Here is a 19,499-nt window from a genome sequence, read left to right as displayed (position 1 = left end):
CACCTCCTATACAGCTGCTTATGAGCAAATGCGCAAAAAACACACGCAGCTATTGCTCTCAGTATAGGCCCTGAAACGAATCCTTCACGATTGCGCCGATTCACCTGCCCGGTGGTCTCTGCTTACAACTATCTGCCTGGATCCACTGCACTTTTTTGGATTTCTCCGCTCTATCCTTTTCCCAGCCCTGCCGATTTCCCGCGTGGGCAGATGAATCAGATCGGGTGCCGATGGATCGCACATTTCCTCGTTTCAACCTTCAACGCGGTTGCCAGCCCTTGCTGCTCGCCGCTGTGTTGATGCTCTGCGCCAGCGGTTGCAGCCAGCAACAGGGGCGGGATATCGCCAAGCAGTTCAGCAACGGCAAACCCGATGAGTTTTTCCAGACCAGTGTCGACCGCATGGCCACGCTGGGCATGCGCGACAACCTGCAAAGCCTGTATCTGCTGATGAACAAGCTCTATTTGCGCAACCCCAGCCAGTGGCGTCAGTCGGGTTATCCAGATGCGGTCAGCGCTGCGCGAGAGATCCGCCAGGCCATCGAGCAACGTCGATCGCTGCCGGCCCTGGATGATCGCCGCGACTTGGCGGCGCTGAGTTATTCCCTGAGTCCGGAGTTCAAAGGCGATCGTGTCGGCGCGTTTATCTACGCCATCGGCAGCATGATCGTGACCGCCCACGGTGGGCGTACTGAGTTCTACATCACCGATTCGATCAACCCGCAGTTTGTCAGCAACGCCGCGCGCAATATCGAGAAGGCCACCTGGCTGCTGAGCAAGCGCCAGGATGCCAATGGCGTGCTGCTGTTGTTCTCCAACGAGATATCGGAGGAGGGCAGCAACCTCAGCTTCGCGGTGGAGTTCGGCAAGATCGTTGCGCGCCTCGACCTGCTGACCCAGATGCTCGACGAGCGCTACCGGCGCATCGGTCTCAATTACGCGCAGAGCTTGTTGCTGATGAATTTTCTGCCGGTGCAATAAAGCTCGGTTTCCTCGGGTGATTGGTACGGTGTTTCGTTTTCCCTTGTAGGAAGAGGCCTATCTTGTACCTCGATGGTTGAAACACCCTGTACTCATCAATAGCCTCGGATTTTTCCGAAAGCTTGAGGCCTCTACCATGGGTAAGCAAAAGACGGTTTGGCCCACTGATCGCGAAATACGTTTGCGTTTTATCCTTTTTGCCGTGATCGATGCGGCGAGTGTCCAAGGCGTTTCTGCCGAGGTGTTGCTGCCAGCGCACAAGTTATTGCGGGACTCGCCGACCGAGGCGCAATTATTGGAAGCGCTGGACAAAATCCTCAGTGCGGATGAAATGTATGGATTCCGGTTTGCTCCGGGATCAGAAGCAGATGAACTGATGCAAACCTGGCTGATACCCTCCCATTGAGGATTGACACTGCAACTGTGGCGAGCGGGACAAGCCCGCTCGCCACTTCCTGCTGCTCTGCCACCCTCGTGCAGCGAATAGTCTTGGTCCGACGTTGGTGTGGGAAGGGTCTGGTCCGTTAATAAGGAGTGACCTGGCGGGCGCCCCTGTCTTCCCACCAGGTGCCCCCCGAATTCCAAGGACCTGCCCGATGCTGCTGCGCCAACCTCCGCTCTTGTTTGCCGCCCTGACCTTAAGCTCACTGGTGCACGCCGAAGACCTGCAATTGGCCCCGGTCGAAGTCACCGGCAGCCAAGCCAGCGACGGTGAAGTGGCCCAGGCGCAACTCAAGAGCGTGCCCGGCGGCACCAACTATATCGACATGAACAGCGTGCAGCAGGGAAGGGTGAGCACCAACGAAGACGTGTTCAAGTACCAGGCCGGAGTGTATGCCAAGGCGGCCAACAACGAAGGGGTGAAACTCTCGATTCGTGGTTCGGGGCTGAACCGCAGCCCCGGTGCCCATGCCTCCGGCTTGTATGAAATGTTCGATGGCCTGCCACTCACCGGCCCCGGCGGCACGCCTTATGAGCTGAAAGATCCCTTGTGGCAAAGCCGGGTCGAAGTGCTGCGCGGCGCCAACGGTTTTGATCAGGGCGCGTTGGCCTTGGGCGGCGCGGTCAACTATGTGACCCGCACGGGCTACGATGCACCCAAGCTGCAACTACGTTACGAAGCGGGCAGCAAAGGCTACGCCCAGCGCGAGATCAGCTCGGGCCAGGTATTGGGGGATGCCGACTACTACATCAGCGTCACCGATTCCGAATCCGACGGCTACCAGCGCCAGAGCGCTGCCACCGGCAAAGGCGTGGCCGCTAACTTCGGCTACCGCTTCAACCCGGACCTGGAAACCCGCTTCTACTTCCGTTACCGCGAAACCACCAACGACACCCCAGGCAAACTCACGCGCAGCCAGATCAGCCACGACCCGCGTGCGGCCAACAGCCTCAACGCCGCCCGGGATTCCAAGCGCCTGCAACCGGGCTCCACCTGGATCGCCAACAAGACCTCCCTGCAATTGGACGACAACGCGCGGGTCGAAGTCGGGCTGGCTTACCACGACTACCCGATGGACTTGCGCGAAGGCACCAACCGCCTGAAAGTCGCCTACACCGATATCAGCAGCACCCTCAATTACATCCGCCAGGACACGCTGTTCGGCCATGACAGTAAAACCACTGTCGGCCTGCGCACCACCCAGGCGATGCCCAATAACGGCGCTTCGGAGTACGTGCGCACGCCCGCCGGCAATACCGCAACCTACGCCCCCGGCACCAAGACCCGCGACTACAGCTACCTGGGCTCCGACACCGTGTTGCATATCGGCAACGACCTGGAACTGGTGCCTGACCTGTGGCTGACCACTGGCCTGGCGGCGATCTATACCCGCCGCGAAACCCAGGTCACCTACCCTGAAGGCCAGGCGCCGCTCAGCCAGCACGACTGGGACTACGCACCACGCATCGGCCTGCGCTACGACTTCACCCCACAATTGCAGGTGTACGGCAACCTGAGCCGCTCGGTCGAGCCGCCGCATGCGTGGTCGATGATCTGGGGTTCCAACAAATACTTTACCGGTGGTCCGGCCAAAGGCCTGGCACGGGAGGGCGTGAGCCTGAAAAACCAGACCGCCACCACCCTGGAGATCGGCGGGCGCGGTGAGGCCTGGCTCGGCCAGTGGGACCTGGCCCTGTACCGCTCCGAAGTGCGCCACGAATTGCTCACCGTGGAAACCCAGGCGCAAACCTCTACCAGCAATGCCATCGTCGCCGAGTCCAACGCCAGCCCCACCGTACACCAGGGTGTGGAACTGAGTCTGCTCAGCCCGTTGTGGGACGGCGGTCGCAACGGCCGGATTGCGCTGCGCCAGGCCTACACCTTCAGCGACTTCCATTACCGCGACGATGACCGCTTCGGCGACAACACCTTGCCCGGCATCCCCAGGCACTACTATCAGGCGCAATTGCGCTACAGCCATCCGACGGGTTTCTACACCAGCCTCAACACCGAGTATTCCTCACGGGTGGCGGTGGACTACGCCAATTCCTACTACGCCGCGTCCTACACCCTGCTCGGCGCCACGTTCGGCTACGACGCGCCCAAGCAGGACTGGCAAGCCTGGGTCGACCTGCGCAACCTGACCAACCGTCGTTACGCCAATACCGTGACGCCGGGTTATGACGACAAGGGGTTGGATGTAGCGCGTTCTACGCCGGCGGATGGCCGTGGCATCTACACCGGCGTGTCCTGGAGTTGGCGTTAAAGACAGGCCCTTGCCCCAAGCGGGTTTTACTGGCATTGTTCGCGCAATTGGTAACTCTTCCCATTTGAGATCTTTTTGCGCATGCATGACATTCCGGCCGCGCTGGGCGACTCCGTTCGCCAGCAGACCCTCACGGCGATGTACAGCGAGCACCACGGCTGGTTGCACGGCTGGCTGCGCAAGAAACTCGGGTGTTCCCAGCAGGCCGCCGACCTGGCCCATGACGCGTTTATCCGCGTCCTGATGCTGGCCGAGCCGCAGAGTATCAAGGAGCCTCGCGCTTTCCTGGCCACCACGGCTGGTCGGTTGTTGATCGACAGTGCCCGTCGCCGTCGTATCGAAAAAGCCTACATGGAAGCCCTGGTGATCCAGTGCGAAGACGCCGACATGCCCGACCCGGCTGCGATTCATGTGGCCTTGCAAGCCCTGGAGCGTATCGCAGAGATGCTCGCCGGCTTGCCTTTCAAAGCCCGCGAAGCATTCCTGTTGAGCCGCCTCGACGGGCTGACCTACAGCGAAATCGCCCTGCGCCTGGACGTTTCCTCCAGCACCGTCAAAAACTACATTTCCAGCGCCCTGGTGCATTGCTACCACAGCCTGCACCCGGCAGACCCGCTGGCATGAGTTCCGAGCAGATCATCCAGCAAGCCGCACAGTGGCTGACTCGCCTGCACGACGAAGGCGTGACCGACGCCGACCGCCAGGCGTTCAACACCTGGCGCCAGGCCGACCCGCGCCACGCCGTGGCCATCGAGCGCATGAGTGCGTTATGGGGCAGCCTCGATGCCTTGCCCGCCAAGCCAGCGCGCATTGCCCTGAACCGCGCCTTCACCCCGCGACGCCCACGTGGCGCGCAGGTGGTGGGTGTGCTTGGCCTGGTTTTGTGCGGCTGGCTGGGCCTGCAACACTTGCCGGTGTGGATGGCCGACCAACGTACCGGTGTCGGTGAGCGTCGGCAGATCGCCCTCGAAGATGGCAGCCAGTTGCAGCTCAACAGCAACTCGGCGGTGGATGTGCAGTTCGACGGTCATCAACGGGTGATCGAACTGCTGCAAGGCGAGCTCTGGGTCGAGGTGGCGAAGGATGCGCAACGGCCGTTCGTGGTTCGCACCGACCAGGGCACGGCCACTGCGCTGGGCACGCGTTATCTGGTCAAGCGCGCGGCAGACGGCACCACGGTGGTCACGGTGATCGAGTCCACGGTCGCGATCAAAGGCGATGCCGGCGATGGGGTCAAGGTCACGGCCGGCCAGCGTTCGGTGCTCGACCACGGCCGCGCCCAGCCACCGCAAGCCATCGGTGACAGCGATCCCGACGCCTGGACCCGCGGCCTGCTCAAGGTCAACGACCAACCCTTGAGCGAGGTCTTGCAAACCCTCGCCAGCTACCGCCACGGCTTGCTGCGTTTCGACCCCCAGGCCCTGCAAAACCTGCGGGTGTCCGGGGTGTTCAAGCTGGACGACACGTCGGCGGCGTTGTCGTCACTGGCCGATAACCTGCCGATCCAGGTGGAGTACTTCACCGACCTGCTGGTGGTGGTCAAGCCGCGCTAGCCTTCGTTCTGGCGCAGGCGTTTGTACAGGGTATTGCGGCTCACCCCCAGCTCTCGTGCCAGATGGGAGATATTGCCGCCGGCAGCTTTCAAGCGCTGGTTCAGGTCGATGCTGTCATCCAGGTACTCACTGGCGGGCGGCGGCGCCGCGACGTTCAAATCCACGAAGAAATCGTCCGGCAGGTGCTCTGCACGGATCGGCTGTTCCTCGGCCATGGCCAGCGCCACCTGCAACACACTGCTCACCTGGCGCAAATTCCCCGGCCACGGGTGCCGCTCGAACAGCGCCAGTACTTCGGCGCTCAGGCCCGCCCATTGTGTCGGCTCGCGGTGTTGCTGCCACAGTTGCTGGAACAGCGCCCGCTTGTCGGTGCGCTCGCGTAACGGCGGCAGTTCCAGGGTCAGGCCACCGATGCGGTAGTACAAATCCTCACGGAAACGCCCAGCCTGTACCAGATCCCGCAGTGCACGGTTGGTGGCCGAGATGATGCGCAAATCCACCGGGAACAACTCGCTGCTGCCTACCGGTTGCACGCAACGCTCCTGCAACACCCGTAGCAAGCGGGCCTGGGTGGGCAGCGGCATATCACCGATCTCGTCGAGAAACAGCGTGCCCTTGTCGGCCTTGCGGATCAGGCCGATGCTGCCTTTCTGGTTGGCGCCGGTGAACGCGCCCTTTTCATAGCCGAACAGCTCCGATTCCACCAATTCGGCGGGAATCGCCGCGCAGTTCACCGCGATAAATGCCTTCTGGCTGCGCGAGCTGGCGTGGTGCAGGGCTTTGACGAACACCTCCTTGCCCACGCCGGTTTCGCCGTGAATCAGCAGCGGGATGTCTTTCTCCAGCAGGCGCTCGGCCTGGCGCACGGCTTTCTCGACGCGCGCGTCGCCGAAATGCAAAGTCTTGAGGCCAATCGGCGCAGGCTTCGATGGCGCCGGCTCGGTGAACACGCGCGCCTGCACCGGCATCTGCCTGGGACGCTTCAACAAGCACTGGAAGCGATTGCGTCCCGCCGCTTGCAGGGAGAAGGGCAGGCCTTCCGGTTGGTTCAACAGTTCCAGCAACGATACCTTGAACAGGCTGTCGATCATCACCCGCGACAGGCTGATGCCCAGCAGGTTGTCGGCACGTCGATTGGCCGACAGCACCTGGCCGCTTTCATCAAAGATCAGCAGGCCGGCCCACTGGCTGTCGAGGTTGCTCAGCCCGGTGTTGAAGGTCAGCTGGAAATGTTCGCCGCGAAACAGGTTGAGGATCAGCCGGTTCTCCACGGTCTGGCTCATCATCTTGACCATGCCCAGGGTGTGGGAGGGCGGCAGGTAGCTGTCGCTGGACACATCCAGCACCGCGATGATCTCGCGCTGGGCGTCGAAGATCGGCGCCGCCGAGCCGGTCATGAAGCGGTTGGCCTTGAGAAAGTGTTCATCGTGTTCGATATGCACCGCCTGGGCGCAGGCCAACGCGGTGCCGATGGCATTGGTGCCGCTGGAACGCTCCATCCAGCTGGCGCCGGGGTTGAAACCACGGGCCAGCTTGGGCTCGATAAAGCGCTGGGTGCCCCAACTGGTCAGCACCTGGCCCTGGTTGTCGGCCAGCATGATCAGGCAGTTGGAATTGCTCAGGATGTTCTCGTAGTAGGGCAGCACTTCCTGGCGGGTGGTCTGCACCAGCGAATGCTGGCTCTCCAGCAATTGGTTGATGCCCTCGGCAGGGAGCTGGTCGAAGCTGGGCGTGCTCTGGTGGTCCAGGCCAAAGGCGCGGCAACGGCGCCAGGATTCCTGGATAAGGGTGTCGTGAGCCAGTGGTTCGGCCATGGGGTGACCTTCGTTTTTATTGTTATGGGGTCTTGCGCAACGGACTGCTGGAAATCATTCCACTGTATTGGTCGTCAGAGTGTTGTTCAGAACTGTTCATTGTCAAGGCCCTGAATGTTCAGTTGTTCAGCCAAATTGTTCACTCCTGAACATCGCTTTCAGCTGATTTCCTTGCACATCAACCACTTGTCGTTTTGGCACGAAACTCGCTCTGTCACCTGGCCAGATTCATTCCAATAATAAAAAGGTCGTGTCATGTCATTGACCCTGGAACATGTCTCCCGCGTTGTCGAAGGCCAGACCTGGATCGACGACGCCAACCTGCGTTTCGAAGCCGGTTCCTTCAACGTCTTGCTCGGTCGCACGCTGTCCGGCAAGACCAGCCTGATGCGCCTGATGGCCGGCCTGGACAAGCCCGACAGCGGCCGCATCCTGATGAACGGCGTGGATGTCACACAAAAACCGGTGCGGCTGCGCAACGTGTCGATGGTGTATCAGCAGTTCATCAACTACCCGACCATGACCGTGTTCGAAAACATCGCCTCGCCGTTGCGCCAGGCGGGTGTGTCCAGCGAGCTGATCCAGAGCAAGGTGCTGGAAACCGCCAGGATGCTGCGCATCGAAAAATTCCTCCAGCGTCACCCCCTGGAACTCTCCGGCGGCCAGCAGCAGCGCACGGCCATGGCCCGCGCACTGGTCAAGGATGCCGAACTGATCCTGTTCGATGAGCCGCTGGTGAACCTGGACTACAAACTTCGCGAAGAGCTGCGTCAGGAAATGCGCGAACTGTTCGCCGCACGCCATACCATCGCGATCTACGCCACCACCGAGCCCAACGAAGCCCTGGCCCTGGGCGGCACCACGACCATCCTCCACGAAGGCCGGGTGATCCAGAGCGGCAAGGCGGCCGAGGTGTATCACCAGCCGCAGACTGTGCTGGCCGCGGAGTTGTTTTCCGAACCGCCGATCAACTTGATGCCGGGGCGCATCAGTGGCAATGAAGTGAGCTTCGCCAATTTCGTGCACTTCCCACTCAACGTCGACCTGCGTCCCATCGGCGAAGGCGAGTTCCGGTTTGGCGTACGCCCCAGCCACATCAGCCTGGTGCCGAGCAACGATGACGACCTGGAGCTGGCGGTCACCGTAGAAGTCGCCGAGATCAGCGGTTCGGAAACTTTCCTGCATGTGCGCAGCGAACATTTCCTGCTGGTGCTGCACCTGCCGGGGGTGCACGAGTACGACGTCGATGCGCCGATCCGCGTGTATATCCCCACCCATAAACTGTTTGTGTTCGATGGCCAGGGCCGTTTGGTCCAGGCTCCCGGACGCCGTGTCGCGAGGGTTGCCTGATGGCCGAGATCCATTTGCAGAACCTGGCGCACAGCTACAGCCCTGCGCCGAAAGGGCCTGAAGACTACGCTATCCGAGCAATGAACCACGTGTGGGAGCAGGGCGGGGCCTACGCCTTGCTCGGGCCGTCGGGCTGCGGCAAGTCGACGTTGCTCAACATCATCTCCGGCCTGCTCAGCCCGTCCGAAGGCCAGGTGCTGTTCGACACTCAAGTGGTCAACGACCTCACCCCGGAAAAACGCAACATCGCCCAGGTGTTCCAGTTCCCGGTGGTGTACGACACCATGACGGTGTTCGACAACCTGGCATTCCCGCTGCGCAACCAGGGCATGGCCGAGGCGAAAATTCACAGCAAGGTGCAGGAAATTGCCGAAGTCCTCGACCTGCAAAACCTGCTGACCAAAAAGGCGCGCAACCTCACCGCCGACGAAAAACAGAAAGTCTCCATGGGCCGTGGCCTAGTGCGCGACGACGTATCGGCGATCCTGTTCGATGAACCGCTGACGGTGATCGACCCGCACCTCAAGTGGAAACTGCGGCGCAAACTCAAGCAGATCCACGAGCAATTCAACATCACCATGGTCTATGTGACCCACGATCAACTGGAGGCCTCGACCTTCGCCGACAAGATCGCAGTGATGTACGGCGGGCAGATCGTGCAGTTCGGCACGCCGCGTGACCTGTTCGAACGGCCGAGCCACACCTTTGTCGGCTATTTCATCGGCAGCCCAGGGATGAATCTGATCGAGGTGCAAGCCGAGGCGGGCGGGGTGCGCTTTGCCGAGATTCATTTGCCCTTGTCCGAGGCGTTGCAGCAACGTATTGCCAACACCGACTACAAGAAGCTGCAGGTCGGCATCCGCCCGGAATTCATCCACGTATGGGACGAGTACAACCCTGACGCCCTGCAGGCCGATGTCACACATCTTGAAGACCTTGGCACCTACAAGATCGTCACCCTCAACCTCGACGGCGCGCTGCTCAAGGTGCGCCTGGCCGAAGACAAGCCCGTGCCGGAAGGCAAGGCGTCCATCAGCTTTCCGGCGCAATGGCTGATGGTGTATGCCGACGACTACCTGCTGGAGGTGCAGCCATGAACAAGGTGCAGAACAACAAGGCCTGGTGGCTGGTGTTGCCGGTGTTCCTGCTGGTGGCGTTCAGTGCGGTGATCCCGATGATGACCGTGGTCAATTACTCGGTGCAGGACATCTTCGACCAGTCCAGCCGCTACTTCGTCGGTGCCGACTGGTACAAGCAGGTGCTGCTCGACCCGCGCCTGCATGACTCGTTGCTGCGTCAGTTCATCTACTCGGCCTGTGTGCTGCTGATCGAAATCCCGCTGGGCATCGCCATTGCCCTGACCATGCCGACCAAGGGCCGCTGGTCGTCGCTGGTGCTGATCATCCTGGCCATTCCGTTGCTGATCCCGTGGAACGTGGTGGGCACCATCTGGCAGATTTTCGGTCGCGCCGACATCGGCCTGTTGGGTTACAGCCTCAATGCCCTGGGCATTAGTTACAACTACGCCGCCAACACCATGGACGCCTGGGTCACGGTGTTGGTCATGGACGTATGGCACTGGACCTCACTGGTGGCGCTGCTCTGCTATTCGGGGTTGCGGGCGATTCCGGACGTGTACTACCAGGCTGCACGGATTGATCGTGCATCGCCCTGGGCGGTGTTCCGACATATCCAGTTGCCGAAGATGAAAAGCGTGCTGCTGATCGCGGTGATGTTGCGGTTCATGGACAGTTTCATGATCTACACCGAGCCCTTCGTCCTGACGGGCGGTGGACCGGGTAACGCCACCACGTTCTTGAGTCAGACCCTGACCCAGATGGCCGTAGGCCAATTCGACCTGGGCCCGGCGGCGGCGTTTTCGCTGGTGTACTTCCTGATCATCCTGTTGGTGTCCTGGCTGTTCTACACCGCCATGACCCACTCCGACGCCAACCGCTGAGGCCGCCAACATGAACAAGAGAAAGCTGATACCGCTACTGATCTACATCCTGTTCCTGCTGGTGCCGATCTACTGGCTGCTGAACATGTCCTTCAAGAGCAACACCGAAATCCTCGGCGGGCTGACGCTGTTTCCGCAGGACTTCACCCTGGCCAACTACAAGGTGATCTTCACCGACCCGAGCTGGTACACCGGTTACCTCAACTCGCTGTACTACGTGAGCCTGAACACGGTGATCTCCCTGAGCGTGGCGCTGCCGGCGGCCTACGCGTTTTCGCGCTACCGCTTCCTCGGTGACAAGCACCTGTTCTTCTGGTTGCTGACCAACCGCATGGCGCCACCGGCGGTGTTTCTGCTGCCGTTTTTCCAGCTGTATTCGTCGATTGGGTTGTTCGACACGCACATCGCCGTGGCCCTGGCCCACTGCCTGTTCAACGTGCCGTTGGCGGTGTGGATCCTGGAGGGTTTCATGTCCGGCGTGCCCAAGGAAATCGACGAAACCGCCTACATCGATGGCTACTCGTTTCCGAAGTTTTTCGTGAAGATTTTTATCCCATTGATTGGCTCCGGCATCGGTGTGACGGCGTTTTTCTGCTTCATGTTTTCCTGGGTCGAGCTGCTGCTGGCGCGCACCCTGACCTCGGTCAACGCCAAGCCGATTGCGGCAGTGATGACGCGCACGGTGTCGGCATCGGGTATCGATTGGGGCGTGCTGGCGGCGGCGGGGGTGTTGACTATCCTGCCCGGCATGCTGGTGATCTGGTTTGTTCGCAACCACGTGGCCAAGGGCTTTGCCCTGGGCCGGGTCTGAGGAGTCGATGATGGAATGGATGGCCTGGACCACCCCCACCGCGCTGTTCTTTGGCGGTATAGCCCTGATCCTCGCGGGCATGACCACCTGGGAGCTGCGTTCGCCGAGTATCCCCCGACGGGGCTTTTTGCCGATCAGCACCACCCGTGGTGATCGTTTGTTTATCGGTCTTCTCGGCAGCGCCTACCTGCATTTGCTGGTGATCGGCGTTACCGACTGGAGCATCTGGGTAGCGTCCGCGCTCTCCCTGGTATGGCTGTTGAGTGTGATGCGTTGGGGCTGATGCCCTTATGAATAAACAACCAGGAGGTCTCTATGTTGAATAAGAACAATAAGCTGCGACATAGCATTTCATTGGCCGCCGTACTGGCTATGAGCGGTTTGAGCGCTTCGGCCTGGGCCGATGCGTACGAAGATGCCGCGAAAAAATGGATCGGCAGCGAGTTCAAACCGTCCACCCTCACGGCCGACCAGCAGTTGGCGGAATTGAAGTGGTTTATCAAGGCCGCCGAACCGTTCCGTGGGATGAAGATCAACGTGGTGTCGGAAACCCTCACCACCCACGAGTACGAGTCCAAGGTGCTGGCCAAGGCCTTCACGGAAATCACCGGGATCAAGCTGACCCACGACCTGTTGCAGGAAGGCGACGTGGTGGAGAAGCTGCAAACCCAGATGCAGTCCGACAAGAACATCTACGACGGCTGGGTCAATGACTCTGACCTGATCGGTACGCACTTTCGCTACGGCAAGACCGAATCCATCACCGACCTGATGGCCAACGAAGGCAAGGACTTCACCTCGCCGACCCTGGATATCAAGGACTTTATCGGCATCTCCTTCACCACCGCGCCGGACGGCAAGATCTACCAGTTGCCTGACCAGCAGTTCGCCAACCTCTACTGGTTCCGCGCCGACTGGTTCGAGCGCCCGGAGCTGAAAGCCAAGTTCAAGGAAAAATACGGCTACGACCTCGGCGTACCGGTGAACTGGTCGGCCTATGAAGACATCGCCAAGTTCTTCAGCGAAGACGTCAAGGAAATCGACGGCAAGCGCGTGTATGGGCACATGGACTACGGCAAGAAAGATCCGTCCCTGGGCTGGCGCTTCACCGATGCCTGGTTCTCCATGGCCGGTGGCGGCGACAAGGGCCTGCCCAACGGCCTGCCGGTGGACGAGTGGGGCATTCGCGTGGAGGACTGCCACCCGGTGGGCTCCAGCGTCACCCGTGGCGGCGACACCAACGGCCCGGCCGCAGTGTTTGCCACGCAGAAATACGTGGACTGGATGAAAGCCTACGCGCCGCCGGAAGCGGCGGGCATGACGTTCTCCGAATCCGGCCCGGTGCCGTCCCAAGGCAACATCGCCCAGCAGATCTTCTGGTACACCGCGTTTACCGCCGACATGACCAAACCGGGCTTGCCAGTGGTGAATGCCGACGGCACGCCGAAATGGCGTATGGCGCCGTCGCCGGTGGGACCTTACTGGGAAAAGGGCATGAAGAAGGGCTATCAGGACGTAGGCTCCTGGACCTTCCTCAAGTCGACACCTGAGAAACAGAAACTCGCGGCCTGGCTCTACGCGCAGTTCGTGACCTCGAAAACCGTGTCGCTGAAGAAAACCATCGTTGGCCTCACGCCGATCCGTGAGTCCGACATCAACTCCCAGGCCATGACCGACATGGCGCCGAAACTCGGTGGCCTGGTGGAGTTCTACCGCAGCCCGGCCCGCGTCGAGTGGACCCCGACCGGCACCAACGTGCCGGACTACCCACGCCTGGCGCAACTGTGGTGGGGCAACATCGCCAGGGCTGCCAGCGGCGAGCAAACCCCGCAACAGGCGCTGGACAACCTGGCCAAGGAACAGGACGCGATCATGACGCGCCTGGAACGCTCCAAGGTGCAACCGGTGTGTGGCCCGAAAATGAACCCCGAGCGTGACGCGCAATACTGGTTCGACCAGCCGGGTGCGCCGAAGCCGAAACTGGCCAACGAGAAACCGAAAGGCGAGACCGTGGCCTACGGCGACCTGCTCAAGCAGTGGGAGGCTGCGCGCAAGTAATAGCGGTCAGTGGAGGAGGGCATTACGGCACGCTTGCGTGCCGTTTTACGGTCCCCTGTTTGTCGCCATCAGGCTTTGCTCAATCCCACTCACCAGTACGGGATCGAAGGCGTCATGCCCGGCGCGAAACAGCCTGCATTTCAACAATGCCCGCTGACGCAACCAACGCAGGCTCGACAACCCGACAGGGTCATGGATGCCCTGTATCACTTGGCAGCTACAGCGCAGCATCAGCCCTTGATCCTGTTCGTGAAAAAAATAGCCGGCACGATGGTAGTGCACTTCCAGGCGAATCGCGCGCACGGCGACATCGTCGATAAAGTGCTCCAGGGCGGCCTTGTCCATGCGTTGGCGATTCAGGTGCAGCGCCGCGCCGACCCACGCCAGCGCCGCCTGGCGCTGCAGCTGCCGGCAAGGTTGGTCGAGGTCCTCGCACACCTGCTCGAACGACGTGAACGCCTTGGCGCTCAAGTACCGAGTCACGGCGTGGTGGTAGATCACCAGATTCTCCGGGCTGGGGACGAACAGCGATGCCAGTACCAACCGGTGTACGTGCGATGGACGCTGCCAGGCATACTTCAACGCCAGCCAACTGCCCCAGGAAACCCCGAGCACAGTGATTTGGGCAAAACCGAAATGCTCGCGTAGCGTCTCAATGTCGTCGATGATCCGTTCCGTTTCGTTGCCTAGCCGCTCACCGTGAGGGGTTGAGCGCCCGCCACCGCGCTGGTCGAACAGCACGATATCGAAGTGCTCCAGGTTGAAAAACGCCAGGTGATCACGGCTGGAGCAGCCGCCTGGTCCACCGTGCAGGAAGAACACCGGCTCGGCGCCTTCCCGACCGTGTCGCTCCCAGTACAACTGGTGGTTATCGGATACCGGCAAGTAACCGCTGCTTTGAAGGTGCGTCATGCAGAAGGACGGGTGAGCTGGTAGAACTGGAACAATTCAAGCTGGCCCGGCCGGGCCGCGATACAGGCTTCCAGGGTGATGCCCAGTGTTTGTGCAACCCAGCGAACTGCCGGCAGCACGGGCGTATGGCCAAATACCAGGGCCACGCCGCCTGGCTTGAGGCTTCCGAGCAACGTGCGCAGCAAGGTGTCGGCATCATGCCGGGTGACCACTTCGGCATTGAGGAAGCGCAGGATCAATGCATCACAGGCAGGGCTTTCGCGTGCGGCGTCCGCTTGCCTGAAACGTACGGGCAAGCCGGCGTGGCGCTGCGCTGCATAGCGGACCATCGAAACCGAAAGGTCCGAGCCCAGGCACAGGCAGCGGGGGAGTGCCTGGGCCAGATGAGCGATCAACTCGCCGGTTGAGCACGCCGGGTCATGGATCAGCGCTCCCGGCTTGAGGCGTTCGCGCAGTACGGCGACACAGCGTTCGCGAAAGTGCGCTTCATCAATGTTCAACTGCGCGGCACGCGCATCGTCGCACTCCCAGAAGTCTGGCGGGCAGATGAACTCCTCGGCGTGCGGCCCCAGTGGTGGGTAGGGAAAGCACACTTCGCTGTGGGCATTGCGTCGGGCTTCGATAAATGCATGATGCTTGGCCGCGGCTGTCGTGGCTTGATAAAACAACGCAACACCTTCATTGCTCCAGTGTTGCTCGGTGAGCGGGCCCAGCAGCATGGCCGGGTGCAAGATGCTGCTCAGGCGGCGTTGCCCCTGGTGGGCGGGCAACGGTCTGTTGCGGCCAGCCCAGCGAACGCTTCCGGTATCCAGTACAAACAGCCGAGCCAGCCCGAACCCCAGCGGCTCCAGATGGCGTTGCAAGGACGCGGCGCTCATCGCGAGACACCCAGCGGCTCACCGCGCAGGCGCCGGCCGCGTTGTTGCGGCACCACGATATTGCCGGTAGAGACCAGGAAAAACCGTTCCAGCCCAGGGATCACTACCTGCACGAGCGTAGTACCGAGCCGGCTTTGAAACAGGTTGCATACACCGGGTGTCAGGTTGTGGCGGGCCATGTCGTCCACCAGACGGGTGATCTGCTCGCCGAGATCCGATAGGGGCTCGTGCTCGTGCAGTAGCACCCACTCGACAGGTTGCGCCATCAGGTGTTCCGGGGAGAATTGCAGGCAGCGTTGCAGGCGCGCGAATGGGGCAAGATGCCGCTGGGCATTGAGCAAGTGGCGGCTCAAGAGCGGTTCGGCCGCCAGCGCCTGCAGTTGTGCAAGTTCTGCCAGCGCACGCCAGGCCGCATGAGTGGGCGTCAGGGAGGTGCCGCTGCCGTACACCACGGGCGTTGTCGAAGGCGTATTGATGAACGCCAGGCAGGTGGTCGTACAGAACTCACGGCTGATGTCCAGCACAACCACTTCGGCGTTGAACTGCTGACGCAGTGCATCCAGCACGCTCCTGGACTCGGGATCGAGGCTGTGTGGCTCGACCCGGCGCAGGCCGGATGGGTGCTGATAGTAAAAGTGTTCCAGCAGAAACAGAGACAGGGCATCCCGTTCAATATTTTCATTCAAGGCATGGAGCAATGCCTCGTCGCGGGTGGCGCCGATGGCGGTTCCGCTGTTGCTCGAATAACGGCGCAGCGCGCGCAGGTCAGTCGGATCGTCGTGCAGCGGTTGTTCGCAGTAGCGCGGGCAGGTCAACGCCAGTGGGTAGGAAAACCACTGATCATCCACCAGGCTGCGGTAGGTGCGGCAGACGATGGCGTCTTCTTGTTGTACGGCCAGCAATGCCAGTGCGCCGTCATCCTCAAAGCGTGAGTGACTGGCAAAGTAACCGGACGACTGGCGATGAAGGGGCGATGCATGCAGGTCGTCGCTCAGATAATGTTCCAGTGCTTCATAGAGGGCGCCGACGCGTGCCGCTTCCAGGTGGCCCTTGCCTGCACCGCGTGCGACTTCGGTTGACTGCGCGTCGTACAGGCAGGCCTGCACGCAAAGCGCTTCTTCACCCACGGTGCGCAGGTGTGAGCGCAACTTGAGCGCCTTCAGCTGGGAGAGAATTTGTTGGTGTGCATGCTCCAGGGACTGGCTGCGTTCAGGGGCGATGGCGTGGGTGGTGTGCATGACGATGACTCCCGGAAGGAGGAGAGGCAGCGCCTCTCCCCGACTCACTTACTCGGCTTCCAGCTCGGCTTTTTCCGTGTCAGTGAGTTGCAGCGCCTCGATGAAGTCGTCCGTATGCTCCTGCTCCAGTTGTTCCATCTCGGCGATTTTGTTTGCGTTCAAGCTAGCCATGTATCCCATATCTGAACCTCTTTTGTTGTTTGATTGGGTGGAGTCGCGTGCTCTCGATGAGCACGGCTAGAACCTATAAAAAATGGGGACTGTCAGGCAAATGTGAGCAACTGTTGCGAAGACCACGGCGCGGGGCGGTGGAAACAAATCCATTCACTCCAATTGTTGACCATTGCCGAAAGGGGGGGATGCCCAAAAACCACGGGCTGCGCCTGCGGTGATAGCCATCGTCCAACGATGCGCCCATTAGGGCGTTGCCGTGGGGAGCTGCTGGATATTCTTTCGGGCGCGTTGGGCTTTTCGCGATGTTGAAACGGTGGTGAGCGCCCAGGGAGGTGATCGTCGTCGGGGTACTACAGAACCTGTCGACATCGTTTACAAAAAAACCGATGCGGCATGCCCGGTTCCTGCATACAGCCTTTACTGGCTGTTACGCCGCTGGCGTTTGTAATCGCCTGGAGTCCGCGCCGTATCCCGCGCCGGTGGTAGCCTTTGCGCCCGGCTGAACGCTCTGGTGGAGGCGCAGCATGTGCCGCAAAGTGACCCCACCGTGGCGGGAGGCATTCAAGACCGTACCGCTCCTGACCGTCGATCCGCCCCTCTTCAACCCCGATTGAATTTTCCGCACACCACGATGCTCTTCACTTTAGAAGCGTGTGGTACTGAGCGCTCTTGCGGGGCCTCCTTGTCGGGAGGCCTGGTTGTATCGGACTTTGTGGAAACTGCCATCATGACGCTTCTTACCGCGTTGTCGGGCCAGCCGGCCTCCATCACCCCTTCAGCTCCTGGCCAGTACCAGGGGATTTATCAGCAGCTCTATGGTGAAGCCCAGGGCGCTGAACGGGCGGCGCGGGAGTTCCTGCAAGCGCAGTTGGCGCAGGTGCAGGACCGCCCCGGCGACTTGCCCCCGGTGCCCGAGGAACTGCCCGCCTGGGTCGAGCAGCGTTGCGCGCAGGTGGCCCAGGCCTATGCCGATTACCTTGAACAACGCCAACAAGGTCGGCCACGTCGCTATTTCCAGAACAAGGCCCATGCGCTGTATTTCCTGCAACACGTAGCCCCGACCAAACAGGTCGACGGCGCTTGGCTCAATGGCCTGCTGCGCCACTGGCTGGACCCCCGCTTTGACGGTCTGCTCACCACGTATCTTGAGGAACTGGGCGATGGTATAGCTGCACAGAACCATGTGGTGATCTACCGCAAACTGCTCAGCGAGCACGATGCCGACAGCGAAGCCGGCCTTGAAGACGCGCATTACCTGCAGGGCGCCCTGCAAATGGCCTTGGGCCTGTGCGCGCAGGACTTTCTGCCCGAGATCATCGGCTTCAACCTGGGCTACGAACAGTTGCCCCTGCACCTGTTGATCACCGCCTACGAGTTGAGCGAACTGGGCATCGATCCGTATTACTTCACCCTGCACGTGACCATCGACAACGCCAGCAGCGGCCACGCCTGCAAGGCAGCGCAGTCGGTACTGAGCCTGCTGCCGCTGGGCGAGGGCAGGGCGGATTTCTACCGCCGGGTGGCCGAGGGGTACCGCCTCAACGACCTGGGCCCGGGAACCACCGCGATTATCAGCGGTTTCAACCTGCAGGACGAAGTGGTCGCGATGCTCGAGCGCAAGCGCAGCTTCGGCCAACACATGCACTCGGACTATTGCCGCTTCGAAGGCAAGACCGTCAACCAGTGGCTGGGTCAGCCGGGGCAGATCGGCGCCTTTCTCCAGGCACTGGAAGACAAGGGCTGGATCAAGCGCAACCAGGACCCGGCCGAAAGTCGATTCTGGCAACTGATCGAGGGCGCGGGCGCGGCGATGTTCGGCGTGTTCAGCGGCTATGAAAAACAGATGCTGCACGATTGGATCGCCGGCGACTGGATCAGTGACAAACGTGTGCCGCCCGTGCGGCCCGGGCGCGGCAGCCGGTTTTCCCGCGAGCAGCAACGCCCGACGGACCCGGACACCCAGGCGCTGGTTGATTCATTGTGCAACCTGTCCGATCAACAGCAGCTCAACGCACTGATCCCGTGGATGTCGGCGCGACGCCATTGCACGCCCGCCGGGTTGTACGCGACCCGCCGCTTTATTCAATTGCGCGCGCGATTGCGCTAAGGAACTTCCCATGTTTGCACAACACCTGGCCGATCGCGCCCTGTTGAACCTGGGCCGCGGGTTGAAGCAGCGCGGCTACCGTTTCATCACCCCGACGCCCTTGACCCACGAACGCGTCTATCAACGTCGGGCTGCCTCCCAGGCATCGGACATTCGCGACGTATTCGGCTGGTCGATGCCGTTTGACCGCGACCTGGTGCCCGACACCTTCCGCGAGGACCTGCAACAAGCCGATCTCGTCGAACCGCATGGCGCGCTGTGGCGCAGCGCGGTGCGTTGGTCCAGCCTGGACGATCTTCTGTTTGCGCATTCCGCATACCCCACCACTGAACCGGATGCCGTGTTCTTCGGCCCCGACAGCTACCGCTTCGCCCAGGTGATCGAAGCCCATCTGCAACAGCGCTTCGAACCGCTCAAGCGCGCCGTGGATATCGGCTGCGGCGCGGGTGTAGGGGCACTGGTGATCGGCCGCGCTCGACATGACGCGCAGGTGTTGGCGGTGGATATCAACCCGCGCGCCCTGCGCATGACCGCCGTGAATGCCGAGCTGGCCGGGCTGAGCAATGTCAGCGCCTACCACAGCGATGTGCTGGCAAGCGTGGAGGGCGAGTTCGATTTGATCGTGGCCAACCCGCCGTACATGAATGATGACCGTCAACGCGCCTATCGCCACGGTGGCGGTGCATTGGGTGAGCAGTTGTCGGTGCGCATCGCCGGCGAATCCCTGGGTCGCCTGGCCCTTGGCGGCAGCCTGGTGCTGTATACCGGTGTGGCGATAGTCGCGGGCGAGGACCCGTTCCTGGCGGCGGTCAAGCCATTGCTCGGCAGCGATGTGTTCGGCTGGACCTACCGTGAACTGGACCCTGACGTATTTGGCGAAGAGTTGGATCAGCCGGGCTACGAGCGGGTAGAGCGGATTGCGGTGGTCGCGCTCACCGTCACCCGTCTGCGCTGAA

17 protein-coding genes are annotated in these 19,499 nt (G+C 61.3%); 13 read left to right on the top strand and 4 right to left on the bottom strand.

The window, feature by feature from the left end:
- Nucleotides 1–230 precede the first annotated feature (230 nt).
- The 5 genes from BM110_RS05965 to BM110_RS05945 all read left to right on the top strand — a co-directional run bounded on the left by BM110_RS05965 (nucleotide 231) and on the right by BM110_RS05945 (nucleotide 5,241).
- Nucleotides 231–980 carry a hypothetical protein gene (locus BM110_RS05965; RefSeq protein WP_071491796.1) on the top strand — a complete coding sequence of 250 codons (750 nt, stop codon included), beginning with the start codon at nucleotides 231–233 and terminating at the stop codon, nucleotides 978–980.
- A gap of 136 nt (nucleotides 981–1,116) precedes the next feature.
- Nucleotides 1,117–1,386 carry a hypothetical protein gene (locus tag BM110_RS05960; RefSeq protein WP_092245155.1) on the top strand — a complete coding sequence of 90 codons (270 nt, stop codon included), beginning with the start codon at nucleotides 1,117–1,119 and terminating at the stop codon, nucleotides 1,384–1,386.
- Nucleotides 1,387–1,576: 190 nt separating this feature from the next.
- Nucleotides 1,577–3,688 carry a TonB-dependent receptor family protein gene (locus BM110_RS05955; protein ID WP_093512739.1) on the top strand — a complete coding sequence of 704 codons (2,112 nt, stop codon included), beginning with the start codon at nucleotides 1,577–1,579 and terminating at the stop codon, nucleotides 3,686–3,688.
- An 81-nt stretch (nucleotides 3,689–3,769) separates the two neighbouring features.
- Nucleotides 3,770–4,312: a sigma-70 family RNA polymerase sigma factor gene (locus BM110_RS05950; protein ID WP_071491793.1), complete on the top strand. Its 543-nt coding sequence runs from the start codon at nucleotides 3,770–3,772 to the stop codon at nucleotides 4,310–4,312.
- On the top strand, nucleotides 4,309–5,241 hold the full coding sequence (locus tag BM110_RS05945) for a FecR family protein (RefSeq protein ID WP_092245161.1): 933 nt from the start codon (nucleotides 4,309–4,311) through the stop codon (nucleotides 5,239–5,241). The genes BM110_RS05950 and BM110_RS05945 overlap by 4 nt, the downstream gene beginning before the upstream one ends.
- Here the strand turns inward: BM110_RS05945 and BM110_RS05940 are convergent.
- Nucleotides 5,238–7,055 (bottom strand): sigma-54-dependent Fis family transcriptional regulator, encoded by a 1,818-nt coding sequence (locus tag BM110_RS05940; RefSeq protein ID WP_093512737.1) that lies wholly within the window; start codon nucleotides 7,053–7,055, stop codon nucleotides 5,238–5,240. The two genes, BM110_RS05945 and BM110_RS05940, sit on opposite strands and share 4 nt — an antisense overlap.
- Nucleotides 7,056–7,310: 255 nt before the next feature.
- Here BM110_RS05940 and BM110_RS05935 point away from each other — a divergent pair, with 255 nt between their 5' ends.
- Genes BM110_RS05935 through BM110_RS05910 form a run of 6 tightly spaced genes read left to right on the top strand, consistent with a single transcriptional unit; the run spans nucleotide 7,311 to nucleotide 13,234 of the window.
- Nucleotides 7,311–8,405 (top strand): ABC transporter ATP-binding protein, encoded by a 1,095-nt coding sequence (locus BM110_RS05935; protein ID WP_071491790.1) that lies wholly within the window; start codon nucleotides 7,311–7,313, stop codon nucleotides 8,403–8,405.
- Nucleotides 8,405–9,502, top strand: coding sequence for an ABC transporter ATP-binding protein (locus BM110_RS05930; RefSeq protein WP_093123738.1), 1,098 nt, complete (start codon nucleotides 8,405–8,407; stop codon nucleotides 9,500–9,502). Before BM110_RS05935 ends, BM110_RS05930 begins: the two co-directional genes overlap by 1 nt.
- Nucleotides 9,499–10,365, top strand: coding sequence for a carbohydrate ABC transporter permease (locus BM110_RS05925; protein WP_010209674.1), 867 nt, complete (start codon nucleotides 9,499–9,501; stop codon nucleotides 10,363–10,365). Before BM110_RS05930 ends, BM110_RS05925 begins: the two co-directional genes overlap by 4 nt.
- Before the next feature lie 10 nt (nucleotides 10,366–10,375).
- Nucleotides 10,376–11,176 carry a carbohydrate ABC transporter permease gene (locus BM110_RS05920; RefSeq protein WP_071491788.1) on the top strand — a complete coding sequence of 267 codons (801 nt, stop codon included), beginning with the start codon at nucleotides 10,376–10,378 and terminating at the stop codon, nucleotides 11,174–11,176.
- Between the two features lie 10 nt (nucleotides 11,177–11,186).
- Nucleotides 11,187–11,459 carry a DUF2160 domain-containing protein gene (locus BM110_RS05915; RefSeq protein ID WP_003232363.1) on the top strand — a complete coding sequence of 91 codons (273 nt, stop codon included), beginning with the start codon at nucleotides 11,187–11,189 and terminating at the stop codon, nucleotides 11,457–11,459.
- Between the two features lie 32 nt (nucleotides 11,460–11,491).
- Complete coding sequence (locus BM110_RS05910; protein ID WP_093512735.1) at nucleotides 11,492–13,234, top strand: ABC transporter substrate-binding protein; 1,743 nt, start codon at nucleotides 11,492–11,494, stop codon at nucleotides 13,232–13,234.
- Nucleotides 13,235–13,279: 45 nt separating this feature from the next.
- Here BM110_RS05910 and BM110_RS05905 read toward each other — a convergent pair whose 3' ends face one another.
- From BM110_RS05905 to BM110_RS05895, 3 genes are read right to left on the bottom strand one after another with little or no spacing between them, the layout of a single operon-like run.
- Nucleotides 13,280–14,146, bottom strand: coding sequence for an alpha/beta fold hydrolase (locus BM110_RS05905; protein ID WP_093512733.1), 867 nt, complete (start codon nucleotides 14,144–14,146; stop codon nucleotides 13,280–13,282).
- Nucleotides 14,143–15,024 carry a class I SAM-dependent methyltransferase gene (locus tag BM110_RS05900; protein ID WP_092245173.1) on the bottom strand — a complete coding sequence of 294 codons (882 nt, stop codon included), beginning with the start codon at nucleotides 15,022–15,024 and terminating at the stop codon, nucleotides 14,143–14,145. The genes BM110_RS05905 and BM110_RS05900 overlap by 4 nt, the downstream gene beginning before the upstream one ends.
- Nucleotides 15,021–16,262, bottom strand: a complete 1,242-nt coding sequence (locus BM110_RS05895; protein WP_093512731.1) for a YcaO-like family protein — start codon at nucleotides 16,260–16,262, stop codon at nucleotides 15,021–15,023. The genes BM110_RS05900 and BM110_RS05895 overlap by 4 nt, the downstream gene beginning before the upstream one ends.
- Before the next feature lie 901 nt (nucleotides 16,263–17,163).
- On the opposite strand from BM110_RS05895, the gene BM110_RS05890 reads away from it, so the two are divergent.
- Both BM110_RS05890 and BM110_RS05885 read left to right on the top strand, forming a co-directional pair.
- The gene (locus BM110_RS05890) at nucleotides 17,164–18,543 is read left to right on the top strand and encodes an iron-containing redox enzyme family protein (protein ID WP_093123728.1); all 1,380 of its coding nucleotides are present in this window, start codon (nucleotides 17,164–17,166) and stop codon (nucleotides 18,541–18,543) included.
- 10 nt (nucleotides 18,544–18,553) lie between these two features.
- Nucleotides 18,554–19,498: a methyltransferase gene (locus BM110_RS05885; RefSeq protein ID WP_093512729.1), complete on the top strand. Its 945-nt coding sequence runs from the start codon at nucleotides 18,554–18,556 to the stop codon at nucleotides 19,496–19,498.
- Nucleotide 19,499: the final 1 nt, after the last annotated feature.

This window comes from Pseudomonas sp. NFPP28, assembly GCF_900115535.1.
In the GTDB taxonomy this organism is placed as follows: Bacteria; Pseudomonadota; Gammaproteobacteria; order Pseudomonadales; family Pseudomonadaceae; genus Aquipseudomonas; species Aquipseudomonas extremorientalis.
Note: the sequence above shows the minus strand (reverse complement) of the source record. Positions and strands in the feature narration are given on the sequence as shown.